The sequence below is a fragment of the Spiroplasma endosymbiont of Sarcophaga carnaria genome (assembly GCF_964019595.1).
GTDB classification, from domain to species: domain Bacteria; phylum Bacillota_I; class Bacilli_A; order Mycoplasmatales; family Mycoplasmataceae; genus Spiroplasma; species Spiroplasma poulsonii.
In genome coordinates, this window is record NZ_OZ026456.1 from 1,906,274 (window position 1) to 1,924,099 (window position 17,826).

Annotated in this window: 21 protein-coding genes and 4 pseudogenes; 14 read left to right on the top strand and 11 right to left on the bottom strand. The window is 26.2% G+C overall.

Annotated features, from left to right (window positions below; translation table 4 throughout):
• Window positions 1–23: 23 nt before the first annotated feature.
• Together AACK91_RS10950 and AACK91_RS10955 are read right to left on the bottom strand one after the other, a co-directional pair.
• Window positions 24–284, bottom strand: coding sequence for a hypothetical protein (locus tag AACK91_RS10950; RefSeq protein WP_338963265.1), 261 nt, complete (start codon window positions 282–284; stop codon window positions 24–26).
• Window positions 253–1,863 carry an HAD-IC family P-type ATPase gene (locus tag AACK91_RS10955; protein WP_338963267.1) on the bottom strand — a complete coding sequence of 537 codons (1,611 nt, stop codon included), beginning with the start codon at window positions 1,861–1,863 and terminating at the stop codon, window positions 253–255. Before AACK91_RS10955 ends, AACK91_RS10950 begins: the two co-directional genes overlap by 32 nt.
• A 7-nt stretch (window positions 1,864–1,870) precedes the next feature.
• Here AACK91_RS10955 and AACK91_RS10960 point away from each other — a divergent pair, with 7 nt between their 5' ends.
• The 3 genes from AACK91_RS10960 (at window position 1,871) to AACK91_RS10970 (ending at window position 2,534) form a co-directional block, all read left to right on the top strand.
• Window positions 1,871–2,026, top strand: a complete 156-nt coding sequence (locus AACK91_RS10960) for a hypothetical protein (RefSeq protein WP_338966609.1) — start codon at window positions 1,871–1,873, stop codon at window positions 2,024–2,026.
• A 107-nt stretch (window positions 2,027–2,133) separates the two neighbouring features.
• On the top strand, window positions 2,134–2,283 hold the full coding sequence (locus AACK91_RS10965) for a hypothetical protein (RefSeq protein ID WP_338963269.1): 150 nt from the start codon (window positions 2,134–2,136) through the stop codon (window positions 2,281–2,283).
• Window positions 2,283–2,534, top strand: coding sequence for a hypothetical protein (locus AACK91_RS10970; protein ID WP_338963270.1), 252 nt, complete (start codon window positions 2,283–2,285; stop codon window positions 2,532–2,534). Before AACK91_RS10965 ends, AACK91_RS10970 begins: the two co-directional genes overlap by 1 nt.
• A 430-nt stretch (window positions 2,535–2,964) precedes the next feature.
• Here the strand turns inward: AACK91_RS10970 and AACK91_RS10975 are convergent, their stop codons facing one another.
• On the bottom strand, window positions 2,965–3,927 hold the full coding sequence (locus AACK91_RS10975) for an IS1/IS1595 family N-terminal zinc-binding domain-containing protein (RefSeq protein WP_338963247.1): 963 nt from the start codon (window positions 3,925–3,927) through the stop codon (window positions 2,965–2,967).
• 83 nt (window positions 3,928–4,010) lie between these two features.
• On the opposite strand from AACK91_RS10975, the gene AACK91_RS10980 reads away from it, so the two are divergent.
• The 9 genes and pseudogenes from AACK91_RS10980 to AACK91_RS11015 all read left to right on the top strand — a co-directional run.
• Window positions 4,011–4,451: a DUF3627 domain-containing protein gene (locus AACK91_RS10980; RefSeq protein WP_338963272.1), complete on the top strand. Its 441-nt coding sequence runs from the start codon at window positions 4,011–4,013 to the stop codon at window positions 4,449–4,451.
• A 152-nt stretch (window positions 4,452–4,603) separates the two neighbouring features.
• Window positions 4,604–4,807: a DUF2649 family protein gene (locus AACK91_RS10985; RefSeq protein ID WP_126821076.1), complete on the top strand. Its 204-nt coding sequence runs from the start codon at window positions 4,604–4,606 to the stop codon at window positions 4,805–4,807.
• Window positions 4,807–5,820 (top strand): hypothetical protein, encoded by a 1,014-nt coding sequence (locus AACK91_RS10990; RefSeq protein ID WP_338963280.1) that lies wholly within the window; start codon window positions 4,807–4,809, stop codon window positions 5,818–5,820. Before AACK91_RS10985 ends, AACK91_RS10990 begins: the two co-directional genes overlap by 1 nt.
• Window positions 5,813–6,211, top strand: coding sequence for a hypothetical protein (locus AACK91_RS10995; RefSeq protein WP_338963282.1), 399 nt, complete (start codon window positions 5,813–5,815; stop codon window positions 6,209–6,211). The genes AACK91_RS10990 and AACK91_RS10995 overlap by 8 nt, the downstream gene beginning before the upstream one ends.
• The gene (locus AACK91_RS11000; RefSeq protein WP_004027616.1) at window positions 6,211–6,447 is read left to right on the top strand and encodes a hypothetical protein; all 237 of its coding nucleotides are present in this window, start codon (window positions 6,211–6,213) and stop codon (window positions 6,445–6,447) included. Before AACK91_RS10995 ends, AACK91_RS11000 begins: the two co-directional genes overlap by 1 nt.
• Before the next feature lie 16 nt (window positions 6,448–6,463).
• Window positions 6,464–6,973, top strand: a pseudogene (locus AACK91_RS11655) (spiroplasma phage ORF1-like family protein); the annotation flags it as partial.
• A gap of 215 nt (window positions 6,974–7,188) precedes the next feature.
• A pseudogene (locus tag AACK91_RS11660) lies at window positions 7,189–7,848 on the top strand (spiroplasma phage ORF1-like family protein); the annotation flags it as partial.
• A gap of 80 nt (window positions 7,849–7,928) precedes the next feature.
• Window positions 7,929–8,891 (top strand): IS1/IS1595 family N-terminal zinc-binding domain-containing protein, encoded by a 963-nt coding sequence (locus AACK91_RS11010; protein WP_338963247.1) that lies wholly within the window; start codon window positions 7,929–7,931, stop codon window positions 8,889–8,891.
• Between the two features lie 100 nt (window positions 8,892–8,991).
• Window positions 8,992–9,819 (top strand): annotated as a pseudogene (locus tag AACK91_RS11015) (spiroplasma phage ORF1-like family protein); the annotation flags it as partial.
• Between the two features lie 20 nt (window positions 9,820–9,839).
• Here AACK91_RS11015 and AACK91_RS11020 read toward each other — a convergent pair.
• Both AACK91_RS11020 and AACK91_RS11025 read right to left on the bottom strand, forming a co-directional pair.
• On the bottom strand, window positions 9,840–10,184 hold the full coding sequence (locus AACK91_RS11020; RefSeq protein ID WP_338963301.1) for a hypothetical protein: 345 nt from the start codon (window positions 10,182–10,184) through the stop codon (window positions 9,840–9,842).
• A complete protein-coding gene (locus tag AACK91_RS11025; RefSeq protein WP_338963303.1) occupies window positions 10,165–10,272 on the bottom strand; it encodes a lipoprotein in 108 nt (35 codons plus the stop codon). The genes AACK91_RS11020 and AACK91_RS11025 overlap by 20 nt, the downstream gene beginning before the upstream one ends.
• 119 nt (window positions 10,273–10,391) lie before the next feature.
• Here AACK91_RS11025 and AACK91_RS11030 point away from each other — a divergent pair, with 119 nt between their 5' ends.
• Window positions 10,392–11,363: an IS30 family transposase gene (locus AACK91_RS11030; protein WP_338963305.1), complete on the top strand. Its 972-nt coding sequence runs from the start codon at window positions 10,392–10,394 to the stop codon at window positions 11,361–11,363.
• A gap of 132 nt (window positions 11,364–11,495) precedes the next feature.
• Here the strand turns inward: AACK91_RS11030 and AACK91_RS11035 are convergent, their stop codons facing one another.
• A complete protein-coding gene (locus AACK91_RS11035) occupies window positions 11,496–12,446 on the bottom strand; it encodes a hemolysin family protein (RefSeq protein WP_338963307.1) in 951 nt (316 codons plus the stop codon).
• A 297-nt stretch (window positions 12,447–12,743) separates the two neighbouring features.
• On the opposite strand from AACK91_RS11035, the gene AACK91_RS11040 reads away from it, so the two are divergent.
• Window positions 12,744–13,391: a hypothetical protein gene (locus AACK91_RS11040; RefSeq protein ID WP_338963309.1), complete on the top strand. Its 648-nt coding sequence runs from the start codon at window positions 12,744–12,746 to the stop codon at window positions 13,389–13,391.
• 31 nt (window positions 13,392–13,422) lie between these two features.
• On the opposite strand, the gene AACK91_RS11045 is transcribed toward AACK91_RS11040, so the two are convergent.
• The 5 genes and pseudogenes from AACK91_RS11045 to rpmI all read right to left on the bottom strand — a co-directional run bounded on the left by AACK91_RS11045 (window position 13,423) and on the right by rpmI (window position 17,799).
• Window positions 13,423–14,208 (bottom strand): MurR/RpiR family transcriptional regulator, encoded by a 786-nt coding sequence (locus tag AACK91_RS11045; RefSeq protein WP_338963311.1) that lies wholly within the window; start codon window positions 14,206–14,208, stop codon window positions 13,423–13,425.
• A 307-nt stretch (window positions 14,209–14,515) separates the two neighbouring features.
• Window positions 14,516–15,268 (bottom strand): annotated as a pseudogene (locus tag AACK91_RS11050) (DeoR/GlpR family DNA-binding transcription regulator).
• Between the two features lie 62 nt (window positions 15,269–15,330).
• The gene (gene uvrC / locus AACK91_RS11055) at window positions 15,331–17,112 is read right to left on the bottom strand and encodes an excinuclease ABC subunit UvrC (protein ID WP_338963314.1); all 1,782 of its coding nucleotides are present in this window, start codon (window positions 17,110–17,112) and stop codon (window positions 15,331–15,333) included.
• Between the two features lie 106 nt (window positions 17,113–17,218).
• Window positions 17,219–17,578 (bottom strand): 50S ribosomal protein L20, encoded by a 360-nt coding sequence (gene rplT / locus AACK91_RS11060; protein ID WP_040093315.1) that lies wholly within the window; start codon window positions 17,576–17,578, stop codon window positions 17,219–17,221.
• A gap of 26 nt (window positions 17,579–17,604) precedes the next feature.
• Window positions 17,605–17,799 (bottom strand): 50S ribosomal protein L35, encoded by a 195-nt coding sequence (rpmI, locus tag AACK91_RS11065; RefSeq protein WP_040093314.1) that lies wholly within the window; start codon window positions 17,797–17,799, stop codon window positions 17,605–17,607.
• Between the last annotated feature and the right edge of the window lie 27 nt (window positions 17,800–17,826).

Consider the following 17,826-nt stretch of genomic DNA (forward strand, 5'->3'; position numbering starts at 1 on the left):
AAGCGGGATTTTCCTGTTTGAAATTATAATCAACAATGATAAACTTTACGATAGCCAGCTTTTAAAACAACACTTAAAAGGGCAAACAATAGCACTCCACCCCCTAAAAAAGCATATCAAATTGGTGGTGGCGGTGATAATTGCAATCACATATGAACATTAGGAATATACGGCAAGGCAAACACTAGCATTAAAATAAATAAAATCGGTAGAACTAACTGTAAGGGTGGACGATCTTTTCAAAATGCTAATTTATCAGTACGCATAAAGAAAATCATTAGCATATGTAATAACGGCCCCCTCCGTAAACATTGTTGTTTGAAACTGCGAAATTAATTGGGCATTATTGCCTTGACTTGTATCAACACTTCATGTTAAAGCTAACGATGTTAACATAATTCCCATTACAACAAAGTTTAAAATACTCATTAAGGTAACTGATGGGACATTTCATAAGGTAAAGGATAAAATTCCTTTTGTATCTCAACTCCGTGGTTTTTTAATATATTCAGGATTAACATTATCAAACACAACAGCAACTTGTGAAAAATCAAATAATAAGTTTTGAAATAAAATCTGAATTGGCGCCATTGGGGCAAATGATAATCAGGCTGAAGCAATTAATAAACTTAACATTAATCCAAAATTAGCAGCAACTGTTACTTTTAAATATTTAATAATATTAGCAAAAATGCTCCGTCCTTCAATTATTCCTTGTTCTAAGACTAATAATGACTTTTCTAATAAAATAATATCCGATGCCTCTTTGGCAATATCAGTGGCATTATTAACAGAAATTGCAACATCACTTTTTCGTAATGCTAAGGCACCATTAATCCCATCACCCATATAACCAACTTTATGTTTATTTCTTTGTAACGCTTCAATAATCCGCGCTTTTTGTAACGGCGTTAATTTTGCAAAAATATCATGGTTTTCAACAGCAACCGCTAATTGTTCAGGTGTCATATTTTCAACTTCTTCACCAACCAAAACACCGCGTGATTTTAAATTAATTTTATTACAAACAGTTAATGTTGTTTGCGGTGCATCACCTGTTAAAATTTTCATTGTGACACCATATTTATTAATTAATTTTAAAGTACATTGGACATCTTTTTTGATAACATCAGTAAATGATAAAAAACCAAGAAAAATTAAGTTATTTTCATCTTCTAAACTTATTTGATTTTTGTTAATTGGTTTATAAGCAATGGCAATTAAACGAACCCCTTGTTGATTTAATAACAACAAGTTTTCAATAATTTTTAATTTTGCTGTTTTATCAAGCGGGAAAACTTTTTGATCAACTTCATATTGATAGCAAAGATCTAGCATTTCTTCCGTAGCACCCGCAGCACCTTTCGTAATAATTATTTGTTCTGTTTCTGGTTTTTCCGTTAATAAAACCGAAACACGACGACGCATAAAATCAAATGGTAATTCATCTAATAACTGGTAATTTGATGCTAATTTCTTTGTATAGTTAACTTTTTGATATCCAATAATAGCTTCATCAATTTGGTTTTTCATTCCTAATTGAAAATAACTGTTCAAATAACCATATGATAAAACCTTTGGGTCATTAATTTTATTAATATTATAATAATTTTGTAATTCAATTTTATCTTCGGTTAAAGTTCCTGTCTTATCGGTACACAAGATATCAATTGCCCCTAAGTTTTGCACAGCATCAAGTTGTTTAATAACAACTTTTTCTTTTGCTAAGTTTTTACTTCCCCGCGTTAAATTTACCGCAACAATTACTGGCAATAACTCAGGAGTCAAACCAACTGCAACAGAAAAAGCCAAGATTAAAGCTTCTAATCATTGTCCTGTTCGAATTCCATTTAAAATTGGCATCGTGTAAGTGAAGTGCAACAAATCAACTCAGAAATGAGTTGATTTTTTAATGGAAAGAAAACATTATTTTATTTTACGGTCCTTAGTAACTAAGTATGGAAAAGATAATGTTATTAATACGGTAAATAATATTGTAATTAATAATGAAAAAGAAGATGAATAAATTATCCGCGTAATTTATTAGCGGTAATTTATTCAATATAGTTTATTTTGAGCGTAGCGAACACGCGAAGCGTGCCGCGAAAATTAGATTTTTAGGAGGAATAAGTTATGCCAGTTTGATTAACGACAATTTTTAGTGTTGTTATTATATTAGGTATTTTTGCTTGAATTGGTTTATCAATTTATCAAAAAATTCGTCAAATTCAAGGAAAGAAAAAAGATAAAAAAGAAATTAAAAATAAGGAGGAAAATAAATAGTGTTATGTATGTATTTAACAACAGCAATTAATTTTTTAGCAGTTGGTGATAAGCCTACTATTTCAGATGGAATGGGTTCTATTTGAAGTGGTTTAGGACAAGCTATGATGAAAGTTAAAGAAGCAATTTATGCTGTATTACCACAATTAATGACCTTTTTAGGTGATGCGTGAATTATTTTAATTCCATTTGGTATTTTTGTTATCATTAAGATTTTAAACTTTTTCCGTGTTATGGTTAAAGGATTTTAATATTTATTATTATTGATCATATATCTTAGCTATGGCACACTAGCTTTTATGTGAGTTGATTAAATAATTTTGTTGTTTATTTTTGTATTACACACTGTCTATAAGTTATTATTGAAATTATTAGTAATGAAATAATTGTTTTAAAGTAGGATTTAATAAAAATAAGAATATTTTTATTAGGGGTCATATTAATAGTAGTTTTGGAATATAAATTTTTATAATATTCTTTATAAATATATCTACTTTCTTTTTAAAATTTGTAGGCAGTATGTAGTGCAAAAATATCAATTTAATTATAAATGATTAATTTTATATTTTAATAACTATTATCTTTAATTTTGTCGAAAACTCTTGATGAAATAAAAAAAATCATCAATATGACAATTTGAAAACTAATTTTGTGTAAGATTATGATTTTGCTTTAAATTTTTTAAACGTTAAAATATAATACCGTTGATTGTTGGTTTGGTGTTAAACCTTTGTGTTGGTATTTTCATTTTCAGAGCTTTAAATAATTTTGAATATTAGTGAAACCCAAACCATGATAATGAATTAAGGCTTCTTTAAGACTGGATTGTAATTTACTAATCTTATTTAACTTTTGATAACTAGTATCAGGGTTTGTACTAGTTTTGGTGGAATATAGAGTAGAATTTGTTTGTTTTGCTACTAATAAATATAGTGGTTGCATATCAGAAATAATTATTGATTTTTCTTTAATTAGTTGCTTATTCATATTTTCAATAATCCATTGTTTTTGTAATCTTTTGGTATTGGTGGATTGAACAAAAATATTATTATTGCTATCAACTGCCATTTGAATACAGCATTTGGTATCAGTTGAAAATGGATCGAGATGAGTTTTTCGTTTATCAAATTTATCTTTAAAATTGCCTTTATGAATTTCTTTAATAAATGTTTCATCCATTTGGATTTGACCATTTAATTTTTTAAATTTTAACTGTGTATTTTCTAATTGTTTTGATTGCATTAATTTTTGTCGATTATATCAAGCGGTTTTTGGGGTTGTTTTAATAAAACGAGAAATTATTTTACTAGATTGTCCTAACAATGAAATTTGAATTAATAAATTTCACTGTTCATAATTTAAATGACTTCAATAAGTAAAATGATGACGAAATGCATCAAAACTAGCACGACATTTTTTACATAAATATTTTTGTTTTCCTTCGGAATTATGACCATTTTTAACACAATGAAAAGATTTGCAATTAGGACATATAATGCCTTTATCTCTAAATTTTTGATCAATTTCATTTAAACGTTTTTGTTTTTTAATTAAGTCTGCTTGTTGTTTTATTTTTTCATAAAATTCTAAAAATTGATCATCTGTTAAGCTATTTATTAATTCTGTAATTATTTTTTTCATCATTTATTTACCTCTATATATTAAAAATATACCTAATTTTAGGTATATTTTATAAATATCAAGAGTTTTCGACAAAATTAAAGAAATTGAGTAATTTTGTTAAGAAAAATCAAAATATAGAAAATTATTTTATTCGTAAAGAGTTGATAGTTTTTGAAACAGAAAAAGCAAGTTTTATAAATTTACCTAATCATAATCGTCATATTGGTTTTTGGTTGAGTAATAAATTTATTTATCCGAGTGAAAAACATTCAGAACAAGTAGCAATTGGTTTGATTTATGATAATTCTTATCCTATTGTAAAATATGATGAAAATTTAAAACGTCATATTTGAAAGTATTTAACTGGAACAGAATTAATTAATTTGTATAATCAATATAAACAAAATTATTTTAATCGTATGCACAAAGCATTATTTTCAAATGAACCTAAAAAAGTAAAAGTAAATAATAACAATAATAATTTAACAAATTGAAGTGTTGAAAAAGAGCAAGAATTAATTAATGATTTAGAAAGTTTAAATTAAATGAGTTTATATGACTATTGAGTTCAATTTGTTAGTTATATTTTTGGTTCAAATGCCCCTGAATTTTTATATGTTATATCGTTTGTATTATTTATCGTTTTATTTTTGGGGATGTTTTTTAAACTTATTCAAAAAATGTGGAGTTTTTAAAAATGCAAAATGATTGAGAAAAATTAAAAGAGTTTTTTATTCATGTCTTTTTGTTTATAAATAAAACAAATGTTGAAAGTATTACAACTTGGACTTTGACACAGAATGAATATTTAACTTTGATGGTTGGTGTTTGAATTGTTATTTTATTTTTAACTTGGTTTTTGTTATGAATGATTTTTAAAATAGTTGGGTATTTTAAATAATGAAAAAGTTTGTATTTTTCTTAAAAAATTATTGTTATATTAGTAGTTCAATGATTTTGTTTAGTTTAATTGATTTGTTATTTTGAATAATTTCATTAAATTATACTGGTTTAGTATTTTGATTATTATTTGCTTTGCAATGTGTTTATTTTGTATGATGAGTTTGAAAAAACATATTTTATCAGTTAAATGCTTTTCGGTTAGTAAGTTTTGTTTGAGATAATCCGTTATCAGTTATTATTGGTAAATTAGGAACCGGAAAAACTTTACTTTTAACTTATTTATCACAAACTATGAAATTATTAACAGATAAAATTTATAGTAATTATCCGTTAGAAGATGAGAAAGTTAAAGTTTTAACATTTAAAAATTTAGATTTTACAGATAGAACAAAACCAGTTCCCCCTGATGATAGTGTTATTTTATTTGATGAAAGTTATTTATATATTGATGGAACTAGTCCTCACGATGAGAAAAAAGTCCATAGTGGTAAAATTCCGTGAATTGTTTTAGCAAGACATTTTGGTAATCGTGCTTTGTTTACAGCACAGCGTGAGGGTATGATTTGAAATAATATCCGACAATTAGCAAGTGGTATTATTATTCCAATTTCACTTAAAAAACCGATTGCTAAAAAAGGATTTAATTTTTTTAATCGTTTCTTTATTATGCGAATTGGTATTTTTCAAGATATTACGGATTATGAAATTTGAAAAACAAAATCAGTAGAACGAACAGCAGAAGGTAAACGAGTAAAACATAAGTCAGATGTTGGTTTAGGAATTCGGTTTTTTAAAATAATTATTCCGTTAGAATTTGCACAGAAATATGATAGTCAATGATTAAAGTTTGTTCGTGATTTAAAAAATGATGAAATAATTAATAACAAAGAATACTATTGGTCAGAAATTACTAAATTGAGTGTTAAAGAGCGGTTAGAATTGTTTGATATTGATATTTTGAAAAAGAATTTAAAACCTAAAAAAGAAAAAGGAAGTGATAAAAATGATTAATTTGTTGTCAGAAAGTAGTAATTGAGATAAGATTTTTAGTTTTATTTTTGATGTTTTTTTGTTTATTTTTGATGTAATTTGAAATACTAAATTACCAATGACAAATACAACAATTGCTTATTTTATTATTTTTTTTATGGTTGTTAAGTTATCAATTTATGCAATTCACGGCACAAGAACACAATATAACGAATTAGGTTCAATAGTACAAACGGGGGTATCAAATATTTATTCTGCGACTGCTCGTGGAGTTTCAGATACTAAACAAGGTATGCAAAAACATATTACAGAGCGTAAACAGTTTAAAATTAATCGTAATAAACAACAATTATCAAGTTTAGCAAAACAAGCAAAAACAAGAGAACAAGGATATCGGAGAGTGCATAAATAATGATTAGACTAGTTTTATTGGTTGCGGCAATTGCTATATTTGGTACTGGTTTTATTACAGTTATTATTAATCAATTAACATCAGCAAAAAATATTATTATGGATTTATATAACTCAGATACTTTTTTACTTTCTTTATTTGGTAAGATGGCAATTTTGTTTAGTCATCCGTTAATGTTAACAATATCAAGTTTATATATTGTTGGGTTTATTGTTTCAAAAACATTATATAGTTAGGGGTTGAATTATAAATATGAAAAAATCATTATCTTTATTTGCCATATCTATTTTAGGTATTTTAGGTTTAGTGATTACTTTTATTACTTTAACAGCATTTAAACCCTTAAATCAGCAGAATTATACTGTTAATTAACAAACAATGGGAATGAATGAAACTGATTTTATTAATACAATGTTTTTACGCAGTAGTTTTTTTGAAAACTGGTCTGAAACAAATTACTTTATTAATCCAACTCTAAAAACATCACAAACATTAACTTATAATGATAAATGATATTTAGACTTTTTAAAGGGTAGTTATTCAACGGGAATTTCATTTGATAAGCCTGGTGATGGGTTTATGGATTTATATAAAAATTGAGATACTTATGCTAACAATATAATATTGATAAATTCTATGATGTTGATAAAAAACAATTTTTAAAAGAATTAACTAATTTTTCTTATTCTTTTGCTAAGTATTTTAATACTGTGGAAGTTATTAATAAATTAGAAAGAGGTATTGATAATTTACAATTAGTTAAAATGATTAATGAGTTTTGAATACAAATTCCTAGAACACAGGCACCTAATAAAGAATTTTTAACTGCTAATAATAAATGATATTTTTATGGAGAAAAAAGAAATGGTCAATATTTGCTTACAAAATTTTATTTTGATAATAATTTTATTAAAAATCAAAACACTTGATGACAACACTTAAAAAATGATTCAGATTTTATTTGAAACTATAATTTAGTATATCGTTGAGATGGAAACGGTGAACCAGAATTACCCGTTGTTGATAATGATGGCAAATTAAAATGATATACTGAATATTATCAAAATGTTCGTTCTTTTTTGCTTAAATATATTGATGTTATTGTACAAGAAAATATCCGAATTCAGCAAGGTGGTAATCCAAACTATGATGACCCAAATTTGGGTAGTGAAAGAATAATTTTTGATTTTGAAATTATTAATAATATGGAAAAATTAGATTTAAAACCTGATGTTATTTTAACTAGAAAATCAATTTATCGGATGATTTTAACAATTGATGAAAATAAAAATATTATTGCTGGTAGTTTAGAATTAACACATTTTAAACAATATTGGGATGGTAATAATGCAAATAGTTATTGGTATACTGATGATTTAGGTTTTTTGTTTACTTTTATGAAAGAAAAAGATAGTATCTTTAATTTTAGTGTTGAAACATATAATTATAATCAAGATAATACTCCTAATACTGGTAAAGATATTTTTGAACAGATGAAAGGTCAAATTGATATTAATAAATTTTTAAAAGCCTTTTTTAACCATGCTTTGGTACCTGTATTTCAAAATCGCAGTAATTTTATTGAAAGTGGTTATATTGATAATTTACAGTATGATACTGTTTTAATTAATTTTTTTCTTTAATTTTGTCGAAAACTCTTGATATTTATAAAATATACCTAAAATTAGGTATATTTTTAATATATAGAGGTAAATAAATGATGAAAAAAATAATTACAGAATTAATAAATAGCTTAACAGATGATCAATTTTTAGAATTTTATGAAAAAATAAAACAACAAGCAGACTTAATTAAAAAACAAAAACGTTTAAATGAAATTGATCAAAAATTTAGAGATAAAGGCATTATATGTCCTAATTGCAAATCTTTTCATTGTGTTAAAAATGGTCATAATTCCGAAGGAAAACAAAAATATTTATGTAAAAAATGTCGTGCTAGTTTTGATGCATTTCGTCATCATTTTACTTATTGAAGTCATTTAAATTATGAACAGTGAAATTTATTAATTCAAATTTCATTGTTAGGACAATCTAGTAAAATAATTTCTCGTTTTATTAAAACAACCCCAAAAACCGCTTGATATAATCGACAAAAATTAATGCAATCAAAACAATTAGAAAATACACAGTTAAAATTTAAAAAATTAAATGGTCAAATCCAAATGGATGAAACATTTATTAAAGAAATTCATAAAGGCAATTTTAAAGATAAATTTGATAAACGAAAAACTCATCTCGATCCATTTTCAACTGATACCAAATGCTGTATTCAAATGGCAGTTGATAGCAATAATAATATTTTTGTTCAATCCACCAATACCAAAAGATTACAAAAACAATGGATTATTGAAAATATGAATAAGCAACTAATTAAAGAAAAATCAATAATTATTTCTGATATGCAACCACTATATTTATTAGTAGCAAAACAAACAAATTCTACTCTATATTCCACCAAAACTAGTACAAACCCTGATACTAGTTATCAAAAGTTAAATAAGATTAGTAAATTACAATCCAGTCTTAAAGAAGCCTTAATTCATTATCATGGTTTGGGTTTCACTAATATTCAAAATTATTTAAAGCTCTGAAAATGAAAATACCAACACAAAGGTTTAACACCAAACCAACAATCAACGGTATTATATTTTAACGTTTAAAAAATTTAAAGCAAAATCATAATCTTACACAAAATTAGTTTTCAAATTGTCATATTGATGATTTTTTTTTATTTCATCAAGAGTTTTCGACAAAATTAAAGATTTTTTTGGTTTAAAATTGATTAATTTTAGAGATGTTTTAATTGATGAAACTAATACTAATAAAAATCAATTTGAAAAACTATTAAATAGTATGTTTACGGTTTCCCAAAATTTTTATAAAGATTATTTACGTACCATTTTTGATTTAGAAAATGATACTTATGTACAAGAATATAATAAAAAATATGGTTTATTAGCAAATAATGGTTTTAAAATTTATCCTCGTTATTTTTATTTTTCTGATAAATACAATCAATTAGACATTAAATTGTATTCAGCATTTAAAAATCGGTTTTATAATACAAATTATGGTAATGTATTTAATTATGATTTTTCAGTTGCAAATAATTATAATATTAATCAAAATGAAGGTTATGTTTTTGAAGGTGCTTTAAAAGATAAATACGGTTTAAAATACAAAAAAATTGAAGAACAAAAAATCGGTTATAATGTTTTTGAATTACAAGCCCAAAAAGAAAATGATATGTACCGTTATTATGATTTTAATTTTGGGATTTACAACTGACAAGAAATAAATAATGGCGGGTTGTTTCCTGATGGACAATGATGACAAGCCCAATATGAAAGTTGTAGTTGATATAATTTAGCGTGTCATATAAAAAATGCTGCAATTTGAATTGTAAATAATATTCCCGGTGTTAAACAAGTAAACGAATTAGCAAGCGGTGTTGGTAAAATATTTCAAACAATATATAGTTTTTTTAGTCAAACATTTGAGGTATGAAAATTTAGTCCAGCATTATATAATACAATAACAAATATATTCCTATTAATTATCTTTATGAAGTTTGTTCGATTAATTTAAAAAAGGACTTGTTAGTCCTTTTATTCTTTTCAATCAATTATTAGTCCTGTGTCTTTATTAATTTCTGGTATTTGTGGTTCATTGTTTTTATTTCAACGATATACTAAATTATAGTTTCAAATAAAATCTGAATCATTTTTTAAGTGTTGTCATCAAGTGTTTTGATTATTAATAAAATTATTATCAAAATAAAATTTTGTCGTTATATAATTATTTTCATATTTATTTATATAAAAATATCATTTATTAGTAGCAGTTAAAAATTCTTTATTAGGCGCCTGTGTTCTAGGAATATTAGTTCATTTGCTATTTTCTGGTAGTTGTTGTGGTTCTGGTGTAGGTTTATTACCCCCCCCCGTTTTCATTATTATTTGGTTTTTCACAACTAATTAATGTTGTTGTACTTGTTGCTGTTAATCCGATTACTCCTAAAATACTTAGTAACTTTTTCATATTTTACTTCTCCTTTATTAAAATTACTTGAATGCCATAATTGATTTTATCATATATCAATAATGTATTAAATAATTTTAATATTAAATTTATAAATTAATGAAAGGTATATAAATGTTATGTATAGTCATTTAAGTTTTATTGATAAGGTTAAATTGGAAAAATTATTATTATCAAAATTATTTTTAAAAAAGAATGGTGAAATAAATATTGCACAGATTGCTAAATGTTTGAACAGAAATCGTAGTACTATTTTGCGAGAAATTAAGCGTTTTAAAACTATTGATGAATATAGTGCTTATAAGTCAGATAAAATGTATTATGAGAAAAGAAAAAAGAATAATAAAAGATATAAGTTTACAGAAGAACAATTAAATTTTATTAATATAAGATTTAATGTTTATCGTGATTCTCCATCACAACTTATTCATCGTTATTTTCTAAAGTTTGGTATTAAATTTCCTGTTTGTGTTAAAACATTGTATAAATGAATTCGTTTGGGTTTTTATGGTTTTTTAAAACAGAATTTACGTCATCGTGGTAAAAAATATAAAACAAAAGGAAAATTTGATAATAGTGGTAAATTAATTAATTTTAAATCAATATGAGATATTGAGAATAAAGAGACTGCTGTTGGTTGATTTGAAATGGATACCATAGTTGGAAAAGAGCATCAATCTAGTAATTTGGTTTTAGTTGAACAAAATAGTAAAAGTTATTTTGTTATGAAATTAAAAAATCATACTGCTAATGAAGTTGTGGAAAAGTTTAAAGATATTGTTATAAGTAATAATTTATTTGGGAAAATTAAAGGAATAATAACTGATAGAGGAAAAGAATTTAGTAAATGAAGAGAATTAGAAATATTTGCTGAAACACAAGTTTATTTTTGTGACCCCGGTAAACCACAACAAAAACCATTAATTGAATATATGAATTCTGAACTTAGACAATGATTTCCTAAGGGAACTGATTTTAATAATGTTAGTCAACAAAAAATAAATTGAGTAGTTAATGTTATAAATGATAAATTAAGGCCTGTTCTTAATTGAAAAACAGCAAAAGAGGTATTTTCAGATAATTTTAAATAGGTTTATTTGAAGTAATTTAATAAATTATTTTTTAGTGTGCTTAATTTTCCTTAAAATAAAATAAAAACTATAAATATTTTGATTTTTAAAAATTTATAATTGATTTTTTATGATTTTTATTGTATTATTTGACTAATAAGATTTGTTGCACTTCATTTTACATAATTCCACTTGCCCAGTTTCATCATCTTCATCATAAATTTCTCCCACAAGTTCTTCTAAAATATCTTCCATTGTAACAACGCCAAGAAAACCATTACTATCCGCATTAGTACTAACAATTGCCATATGTAACTGTTCTTGTTGAAACAGTTCTAAGGCATCATCTAATTTTAAATAACGGGAAAAAAAGATTGGTTCTGAAACTAACTTTTTAATTTCAACTTCTTGATGATCAATAACAGCAATAAAAACATCTTTAATGTTTAAAATTCCAATTACTTTTTCTGTGTCCGGGGCTAAAACTGGCATTCTTGTAAAACGTTCTTCTTTATAAATCCGTTGTAGTTCGCGTCATGTTGTATTAGTATAAATTGCTTTAACTTTTTCTTTTGGTCGCATAATTGAACCAATTGTTTTATCATCAAAGGTAATTGCTGATTCAATTAACTCCTTTTCGTTCTTTTCTAGAACCCCTTCTGATTCAATCGTTGAAATCAATTCTAATAATTCATTTTCTGTTGTTGAAACACCATCTTTTCGTTTTCGTAAAATTAACATCCATATAAATGGATAAAATAAAATTTTTCAAATTCATAAAATGTAAGCTGAAAAAATTGAAAACTTTTCGGGAAAACTCTTAGCAATTGTTTTGGACACTAATTCACCAAAAATTAACACCGTAAAACCAATTACAATCGTTGAAATTCAAGTTGCTGTTTCCGCATTGCTAATTAAAGTTGCAAAAAACAAGGTTCCAATCGTTGCTAAAGCAGTATTAATTAACGTGTTAGAAATCAAAATTGTTGCTAAAGTTCGATCATAATCTTTTACTAATTTATAAACACGTTTTGCTTTTCGAATATTTTTATTTGTGGTCTTGTTTTTACGCTTGCTAACATTATTTTTCGCTATTTGTTTCAAACGGATCACATTAATTGACTTAATTGCTGTTTCTGATGCAGAAAAAAACTTGAAAAAATTAACAAAATAATCATTATTGGAAGCAATACAGCAAGCGCGGTAGCCGTATCCATCATCAGTTTTACACCCCTTTATAAGTTTTTATGGTATTTATATATTATATATATTATATCCTTTTCACCATAATTTTCTACCCGCAATCGAACAAAATATTTAACTATTTTATGTCAAAAATTAAAAAAATAATGTATAGTTATAAATAGACAACATTATAACTAATTCTTAGGAGGAATAAAAATGAGAAAACTGCTAAGCACAATGGCAGCCCTAACAATTGTATCAACAATCGCAACGACTGTAATTGCTTGTTCAGATAAAAATATGGTATATTACACCCAATTTATGGACGGGGTTAAGAACAAGGAAAACTTTATTTTTATGGTATCAGCACAAAATTGTATTCACTGTCAAAATACCCACGACACAACAATTGCTGATTTATATACTAATGGGCATGGCAATCAAAAATATGATGATTACTTAACAGGAAAACGTGGTTCACAATATGCTTTAAATAGTTACCATATTAGTGCTGAAGAACAAGCAAAAATTAAAAAAACCCGTTTAATTGTTACAAGTGATGTTAAAGATTACAATAACGTTTGACAACAAAAATGAGCAAAAAACATTGCGGATTGAATTGTAACGCAAGAACGTAATGCCCATAAAATTAACGGTGAAATTGATAAAAGCATTACCGCTGAATCATTAGGATTAAATGGAACACCAACTTATATTTATGTTAAAAATGGTAATTATGTTGGTTTTGAAACTGGTGAAATTGGTAATTTAGAAACAGGGCCAAATCCTAAACTATGAATGCAACGTTTTATTAAACATATGGTTTTAGAAGATTGAGATACTGATCATAATAAAGAAAAATAAAAAATACTCAGATTAATTGTCTGGGTATTTTTTAATTAAGCATTGTCAGAATTGCATTAAAGATAATAAATAAATGATTATAAATTATTTGGTGGGTATACATTTTGCGGCGATCATTAATAATGATTGGCCCTCTTGTTGTTAAATTTGTCTCTAAAATCGGTGAATTTTCTTTTAAAATAAATTTAATATTATCACAAGGTAATGTCTTATCACTATGTTTTAAAACATTAAATAAATACGTTTGGTTAGTATCAATAATAATTCAAAGGACAAGATCATCTTTGGTTAGTTTTTCTAAAAACTTTTTGGCAATAAAATCATGGGTTGTCATACTTGTGTCAAACCCAAGTCCTAATAATTGATGATAAAAATTAATTAATAAATCTAAATGTGTGTGTTCACCAATTAAATAAATTTTATTGGTTGTTTTTAACATTGTTTTTAATTCTAAAATTGATTCTAAATTTTCATTTAATAGTTTTGTCATCATAACAGTGTGATTTGTTACTAAATCCTTAATTGTGTTTTCTAAAGGGTTAATACGGTGTAATTGATTAAGTTTTCTCAAATTATCTAATTCATAACGAAAGAAAATATAAAATTCTTTTCAACCAGTAAAACCTAGCATATTACAAAACTTCGTTACCGATGAGACACTTGTATGTGATGTTTCTGCAACATCATTAATAATAAAAGTTTCGTTTGGTACTTTAGCAAAATTTAAAATAGTTTGTGCAATGATACCATTAACAGTATCATCATTACGGTTAATAATTTCTTCTAACTTCTCAAGAATATTAGTTCTCAATTGCATGTTCCCCACCCAATCATTCCATGTTTTAATTCCTCAACTTTCAATTGTGATTATAATAAACTTGGAATGAAAAAAATTTGAGAGTTTATTGAAAATATTTTCCTAATCGACGCCGTCTGTTCGGTCCTTTACAACTGCTTCAATTTTTGCTAGAACGGTGAATAATTCTTCAAATTCAAACTTTTCAATTTGGTTACATACATACTAGACATTATTTAATTCCATTTTAACCTCCTTTCAAGCACAAAATTACCAGTCACAAAACCTTTTTCCTTGCAAAGAAAAAACTTTGTCCTAAGACAAAGTCTTAAATAATACTAAAATTTAAATCATATTGTTTAGCAACTTCTGGTTTATCGGTTACTAAATACGAAACATCTTTTGTTTCATAAAATTTAAAAAACCCCAGCTTATCAAATTTAGTACTATCTGCCAATAGAATTTTTGTTTGTACTAGTGCTAAGGCTGCTAATTCAACCCGAGCCTCTTCTTAGTTACTTTTATAAACTGCGCCCGTTTGATCAATTTTATTTGCCGAAAAAATAACCTTTGAAAATTGAATTAATGATAAACTTTCTTCACAAAGTGAGCCATAAAACGCTTGTGATTTTTCTCGTAATTTACCACCAATTAAAACATTATATTGAACATTAGAATTGTCTTTTGCCAATTGTAAAATTCGAAATGAATTAGTAACAATTTTAACTGGTTTATCAATTAAAGTTACAAAAACTTCACAAGTTGACCCAGCACCAACAAATATAACATCATTTTTTTCTAAAAGATTTAAAAGTTTTTTCGCAATAATCATTTTTTTATCAAAGTTAATGCTACTTGCACGAACATCAATACTGCACAACTTATTGTGAACCCCTAAAAAATTAATCCCACCATAAGACATTGTAATAATACTTTCATTTTCAAGTTCTTTTAAATCACGACGTGCGGTTGTCGCAGAAATATCGAATTTTGCAACATACTCAAGAACATGATTCATTTCGTGGAAAGGTTTTTGGCATAGATATTCTAATAATAAGTCTTTTCTTTGGACTCTATGCATAATATTCTTTACTCCTTTTTATATATTTAACTTTGTCCATTATAATTATAACTAAAAAAACTTTATCCGCTAAAATTTTCCAGAAACTTTCGCAAATTTTCAACAAGTTTTCAATTACGTAAAACTTGATATAATTCTTCACCACTTGCCTTTTGCATTGCCCCAATACTATCAAAATGAAGATTTAAAGCCTTAATCCGTTGTGCCCCTAACCCCGGAACTACTTCTAAAATACTTGTTGTTAACGCCTTTGTTTGCCGACGGCGAAAACTACTAATTGCAAAATGATGAACATCGTCTTGCATTTTTGTTAAAAATAAAAATAAGCGACTGGTTTTATCAAGATAGACCTTTTCTTTTGCTAAGTTAAGAAGGTGGTCAGTTTTATGTTGATTGTTTTTAACTAACCCAATAACAGGGATTATTAAATTTAATTTTTTTAATTCATTTAAACAAGCGTTAACTTGTTGAATTCCCCCATCCATCATAATTAAGTTTGGTAATGGCTGGTCAGTTTCAAGCGCTTTTTGATAACGGCGAGCAACAACAGCCGCAATTCGATGGGCATCATCTTGTTGCGCAATTGCCAGATTATATTTACGATAATCATTTCGTGATGGTCGCCCATTTTTATAAACGATTACCCCACCAGTAACAAATTCATCATTAATATTTGCAATATCAATCATTTCAATTAAATAAGGTAATTCATTTAAATGTAAAAGATTTTGTAATTCTTGTAAAACTTCAACATTATTTAGCTGACGCTGTGCTGTTGATTGCGTTTGTAAATAAGATTCATAACTATTGTCAGTTGCTAGTTTCATAATTGTTTCTTCTGCTCGGGTTTGGGGATGAAAAACACGATTATCAAATAATAAATTTAATTCTGGTAAAGCAATCGCTTTATTAACAATAATTTTAGTCGGTAAAATATTCTTTTGATAAATATTTTGCAAATATAACCGATAAAGTTCTTGAAAATCATCTTCAATTGTGACTTGATAATATTCATAATCTTTATAACTTAATTTTCCAGCCCGATAAAACAAAGTTGTTAATACTAAATTATGCTCAATTTGGTATAAACTAATTACATCTAAATCATAATTTTGATTTAACATTTCAACTGTTTGGGATGATAAAGTCCAATCTAAATTACGAATTAATAATTTTAGCTTTTGGGCCTCTTCAAATTGTAAATTATTTGCTGCTTGTAACATTCGTTTTTCTAACAACTCTTTTGTCTCGTTAAAATTTCCTTTAAAAAAAGCATGAACCTTTTTGATCATTGCTGTATAATATTCTTTTGACACGGTTTTAAAACAAGCGCCAGAACATTGGTTAATATGATAATATAAGCAGGGTTTACCAAGGTTTCCTTTACAACGCCGCAACGGATATAATCGTTCTAAAACTTTAATAATCTCCCGAGCATGACTTCCTTCTGGAAACGGACCATAACAACGAGCATATTTTTTATGAACATTACGAACATATAAATATTGGGAATCTTGTTCCTTAGTAATTACAATGTATGGATAATGTTTATCATCATTTAATAAAATATTATATTTTGGTTTATATTGTTTAATTAAATTATGTTCTAAAATTAACGCTTCTTTTTCTGTTTTAGTAATAATTGTTTCTAACCGCGTGATTTCTTGCACCAACCGTGTTGTTTTGTAATTATAAACCTTATTAAAGTATGAACTAACCCGGCTAAGTAAATTTTTTGCTTTTCCAACATATAACACTTGATTATAACTATTAAAAAATAAATAACACCCTGGTTTTGATGGTAAAATTTCAACTTGTTCTTTTAATGATAACTTTGTTGCCATATTTTGTGTTTTCCCCTTAAATATATTAATATTTTATGCTTAATTGTAATAATTAGCAACTAAGAATAAATTGTCAAAAAAAAACTACTTTTTAAAAATAGTTTTGTTAATTTTTTAACGCTTTTTTTGATTCATCCACTAACATTTTAAATTCAGTAGGATTATGAATTGCTAATTCCGATAACATATTACGATTAATTTCGACATTAGCTTTATTTAATCCATTCATAAATTGTGAATATGACATATCATGTTCACGCACAGCGGCATTAATTCTCTGAATTCATAATGAACGAAAATCCCTTTTACGTTGTTTACGATCACGAAAGGCATATGCCAATGATTTCATTACTTGTTCTTTTGCTTTTTTGTAATGGGTTGATTTTGTCCCAAAATATCCTTTTGCTTGTTTAATAATTTTTTTACGACGTTTTCTTGTTGTTGGTCCGCCTTTAACTCTTGCCATTTTTTAATACTCCCTTCTTGTTTAAATTAATCTTGTAATAATTGTTTTAATCTACTTTGATCAGTATGATCCATTACGCCAGCTTTACGTAAGTGCCGTTTTTGTTTTGTTGATTTATTTTGAGCTAAATGTGAAGTATAAGCATGGGCAATCTTTCATTTTCCGGTTCCAGTTACTTTTACTCGTTTTGCTAAAGATTTCTTTGTTTTCATTTTTGGCATAAATTTTCCTCCTATTCTTATTTTAAT